Here is a 4,620-nt window from a genome sequence, read left to right as displayed (position 1 = left end):
GCCCAGGAGAATCCTGGGCGGCCCCGCCTTTCTCTTATGCCAACGCGGCGTTATGCCAACGCCTCGTTCTTATGTCGACACCCGCGCGTCTTATGCCAACACCCGCGCGTCTTATGCCAACACCCGCGCGGGGAATCAGCCGTTGTGGCGGCGGACCTCCATCACGCGGAATCGGCTCGCGACGAAGGCCGCGTCGGCGTAGGCCGCGTTCGCGGCCGGGTTCGCGCCGGTGCCGTGCAGGTCGGAGAAGGCGGCGGTCTGGTTGACGAAGACCTGGCCGGTCAGGTTCAGCGACAGCGAGACACCGGCGTCCACGGCCGCGTCGACGACCGCGCGCTCGACCTCGGGCGAGGTCGTGTAGGCGGCCGCCGTCATCGCGCCGCGGGTGCGGACGGTCTCGGCCAGCAGCTCCACGCCCTGCGCGGCGGAGTCCACGGCGATGGCGAAGGCCACCGGACCGAAGCACTCGCCCGGCAGCGCGTCCTTGGCCGCGTCCAGGGTGACCAGCGCGGGCGTGCGGATCACGGCCTCCGGGAACTCCGGGCTCACCACCGCGCGCGGGGCGAGCGCGAGCTGTCCGTACTCGCCCTTCTCGGCCTGCTCGACGCGCTGCAGCACGCCCGGGTTCACCACGGCCCCGAGGATCTGCGCGGCGCGCGCGTCGTCCCCGAGCAGCTTGCCGAGGGCGGCGGCGAGGTCGGCGACGACCTCGGCGAAGGACTTCTCACCCTGGTCGGTGGCGATGCCCGCGCGCGGGATCAGCAGGTTCTGCGGCGTGGTGCACATCTGGCCGCTGTAGAGGGAGAGGCTGAAGGCCAGGTTGCCGAGCGCGGCCGCGTAGTCGTCGGTGGACTCGACCAGGACGGTGTTGACGCCGGCCTTCTCGGTGTAGACCTGCGCCTGGCGGGCGTTCTCCTCCAGCCAGTCGCCGAAGGCGGTCGAGCCGGTGTAGTCGATGATCGCGACCTCGGACCGCGTCGCCAGCGTCCTGGCGAGGCCCTCGCCCGGCTTCTCCGGCGCCAGCTGCACGACGTCGGCGTCGAAGCCGGCCTCGGTCAGCACCTCGCGGGCGATCTCGACGGTGAGCGCCAGCGGCAGGATCGCGCGCGGGTGCGGCTTCACGACGACGGCGTTGCCGGTCGCCAGCGAGGCGAACAGGCCCGGGAAGCCGTTCCAGGTCGGGAAGGTGTTGCAGCCGATGACCAGCCCGACGCCGCGCGGCCGGACGATGAACTCCTTCTCCATCTGGAGCGGGTCGCGCTTGCCCTGCGGCTTGGTCCAGTTCGCCTTGGCCGGGATCCGGGTCTGCTCGGCGAACGCGACGGCCACGGCCTCCAGGCCGCGGTCCTGGGCGTGCGGGCCACCGGCCTGGAAGGCCATGCCGAAGGCCTGCCCGGTGGTGTGCTGGACGGCGAAGCCGAACTCGACCGAGCGGGCGTTGATCCGCGCCAGGATCTCCAGGCAGACGGCCGCGCGCAGCAGCGGGCTCGCCTGCGCCCACGCCGGCTGCGCGGCGACGGCGGCGGCCATCAGCGCGTCGGCGGAGCGGTAGCCGTACGCGATGTTCAGCGGCTCGCCGTACGGCGAGACCTCGCCCCCGGCGTCGGCGGCGGGCCCGACCAGCTCGTCCGCGGCAAGCCGCGTGGTGCCCTTCAGGGCCTCGAACGCCGCAGCGCCGACGGCGAGGGCGTCCTCGCCGTAGGCCTTCGGGAACTCGGGGTACGGCGACCAGTAGTCCCGCTCGGCGAGGGCGCTCACCGCGCGCTCAAGGGTCTCCTGGTGACGGTCGATCATCGGGTGGACCGTGGCTGCGGTCATGACGCGCACTCCTCATGGGCTCCGGGCGGCGACTCTGCCACGACCTACCGTAACCGAATGATCGGTCGGTTGAAACAGTCGCCGTCCGGCGGCGAGGACCATGCACTCCAGGGGCGCGGGGCTCTGCTGGTTTGCGGCTCCGCCGCGTAGGCGCGGAAACCCCGGGCGGATGGTCCTCAACGTTCGGAACCATCCGCCCGGTGGGGTGGCGCAGTGCCTCGCGCCGCTGACGTCAGTGCAACTTCCCCAGAATGCGGTCCAGATCCGCCAGATCCCCCGGCGGCAGCGCCGCCAGCTCCGCCGGGGGCGTGGTCAGGATCCCCGTCGCCCGCGCAGCGGCCTCGCGGCCGGCCTCGGTGAGGGTGACGACCTTGCAGCGGCGGTCGTCCGGGTCCAGCGAGCGGACGACGAAGCCGCGCCCCTCCAGGTCGTCGACCACCAGCGTGGTGTACGGCTTGTCCGTCAGCAGCCGCGCGGTCAGCTCGCGCATCCGCAGCGGACCCTCCGCCAGCAGCCGCAGCGCCTTGGCCCGGCTGAAGCTCATGCCCAACGCCTCCGCCACGCGCTGCTTGCGGTCGTCCGCCTCCAGGACCAGCCGACGCATCACCGCGTAGACCCGCTGGGCCGATTCCTCTGGGGCCTGCTCGCTCATCCCGCGCTCACACTCTGTCGCTTCTCCTCGGGAACGGAGGCGAAGACCCGCTCGGCCGTCCCCCGCGCCCACTGACCCGTCGTGGCGACGCCCAGGACCAGCACGACCGCCGCGCAGCCCACCATGATCCACCAACCGACGTGGCTCGCCTGCGCGAACCCCGCGTGCAGGCCGCCGACCACGGCGGAGGTCACCACCGAGCCGATCACGGCGACGCCCAGCGCCTGGCCGGTCTGGCGGCTGGTGGAGGCGACCGCCGCCGCCACGCCCGCCTGGGCGCGGGGCATGCCGGAGACCGCCGTGTTGGTGATGGGCGCGTTCAGCATGCCGAAGCCGAGCCCGAAGACCAGGTAGGCGAGGAGCAGCTGCCACAGCGGGGTGTCCGGCCGCAGGCCGACCATCAGCAGCGAGCTGACCGTCATCGCGACGCCGGCGACGACCAGCGGGAGCCGCGGGCCGCGCGAGCCGACCAGACGACCGCTGAGCGGGGAGCAGACGACCGTGGCGAGCGCCATCGGCAGGGTGGCCAGACCCGCCCGCAGCGCGCTGAAGTCGCGGACGTCCTGGAGGTAGAGGGTGTTGAGGAAGAGGAACCCGCCGAGTGCGGCGAAGCCGCTGATGGCGATCAGCGTCGCGCCGCTGAACGGCGCGCTGCGGAAGAAGCGCAGGTCGATCAGGGGCTCCTCGCGCCGCGACTCGACGATCAGCAGGGCGACGAGCGCGACGGCCGCCAGCCCGAAGCAGACCAGCGACTGCGCCGAGCCCCAGCCCGCCTTCGGCGCCTCGATGATGCCGTAGGTGAGCGAGCCGAGCAGGGTGATCACCGCGAGCTGGCCGAAGGGGTCGATCCGGCGCGGGCGCGGGGCCCGGGACTCGGGGACGAAGCGCCCGGCCAGGACGAGCGCGGCCAGGCCGACCGGGATGTTGATCCAGAAGATCGAGGACCAGCCCACGGCGCCGACGAGCACGCCGCCGACGACGGGGCCGAGCGCCATGCTGAAGCCGACCGTGCCGCCCCAGACGCCGATCGCGCGGGCGCGCTCCTTGGGATCGGTGAAGGTGTTGGTGATGATCCCCATGGCGATCGGGTTCAGCATCGAGCCGCCGACCGCCTGCAGCATGCGCGCGCCGATCAGCCAGCCGAGGCCGGGGGCGAGGCTGCACGCCAGGGAGCCGAGCGTGAACAGGGCGAGGCCGGTCTGGAAGACCCGACGGCGGCCGAATCGGTCGCCCATCGAGCCGCCGAGGATCAGCAGCGAGGCCAGCACGACGACGTAGGCGTCGACCACCCACTGCAGGCTGGAGACGTCGCCGCCCAGGTCGCGGGCGATCGACGGCAGCGCCACGTTCACGATCGTGTTGTCGAGCCCGACGATGAACAGGCTCATGCAGCAGATCGCCAGGACCAGGAGTCGTCGTCGCGCGCTGAGCTCAGGCATGCCCTCCCCCTCTCCTCAACCCATTGTATTCCTGTAACAGTTATAGCACTACAACGATCAGCCGGGGAACACGGGAGCGAGGTGGGACAACGTGATGTGATACTCGTCCACATGGTCGAGACCTCCCGCCCCCCGCGCCGCGACGCCTACACGGTCGACACGCTGCTGGCCGTCACCGTCCAGGTCTTCAACGAGCGCGGCTACGACGGCACCTCGATGGAGGACCTGTCGCGGGCGGCCGGGATCTCCAAGTCCTCGATCTACCACCACGTCAAGGGCAAGGAGGAGCTCCTCCGCCTGGCCGTCGGCCGCGCCCTGGACGGCCTCTTCGGCACGCTGGAGGAGCCCGAGGCCACGCGGGGGACGGCGCTCGCCCGGCTCCAGCACGTCGTGCACCGCACCACGGAGGTGCTGCTGACCGAGCTGCCCTACGTGACGCTGCTGCTGCGGGTGCGCGGCAACACCGCGACCGAGCAGTGGGCGCTGCAGCGGCGGCGCGAGTTCGACCACCGGGTCGCCGAGCTGCTGTCCGAGGCCGTCGCCGAGGGGTCGCTGCGCGCGGACGTGGAGCCGAGGCTGGCGACCAGGCTGCTCTTCGGCATGATCAACTCGCTGGTCGAGTGGTACCGCCCGGACGGGCCGGACGGGGCGAGGTCCGCGGCCCGCGTCGTCGACGCCGTCACCGAGCTGGCCTTCCACGGCCTGCGCGCC

General features: G+C 72.3%; 4 protein-coding genes. 1 reads left to right on the top strand and 3 read right to left on the bottom strand.

The window, feature by feature from the left end:
• Positions 1-135 precede the first annotated feature (135 nt).
• The 3 genes from paaN to TR48_RS31175 form a co-directional block, all read right to left on the bottom strand.
• On the bottom strand, positions 136-1,818 hold the full coding sequence (paaN, locus tag TR48_RS31185) for a phenylacetic acid degradation protein PaaN (RefSeq protein WP_042373691.1): 1,683 nt from the start codon (positions 1,816-1,818) through the stop codon (positions 136-138).
• A gap of 232 nt (positions 1,819-2,050) precedes the next feature.
• Positions 2,051-2,470, bottom strand: coding sequence for a MarR family winged helix-turn-helix transcriptional regulator (locus TR48_RS46450; protein ID WP_042373689.1), 420 nt, complete (start codon positions 2,468-2,470; stop codon positions 2,051-2,053).
• Entirely contained in the window at positions 2,467-3,909 is a 1,443-nt protein-coding gene (locus tag TR48_RS31175; protein ID WP_042373682.1) for an MFS transporter, read from the bottom strand. Before TR48_RS31175 ends, TR48_RS46450 begins: the two co-directional genes overlap by 4 nt.
• Positions 3,910-4,020: 111 nt before the next feature.
• On the opposite strand from TR48_RS31175, the gene TR48_RS31170 reads away from it, so the two are divergent.
• The coding region (locus tag TR48_RS31170; RefSeq protein ID WP_042373680.1) for a TetR/AcrR family transcriptional regulator at positions 4,021-4,620 on the top strand (600 nt) is incomplete at its 3' end.

The sequence above is a fragment of the Streptacidiphilus neutrinimicus genome (assembly GCF_000787815.1).
Taxonomy (GTDB): Bacteria; Actinomycetota; Actinomycetes; order Streptomycetales; family Streptomycetaceae; genus Streptacidiphilus; species Streptacidiphilus neutrinimicus.
Note: the sequence above shows the minus strand (reverse complement) of the source record. Positions and strands in the feature narration are given on the sequence as shown.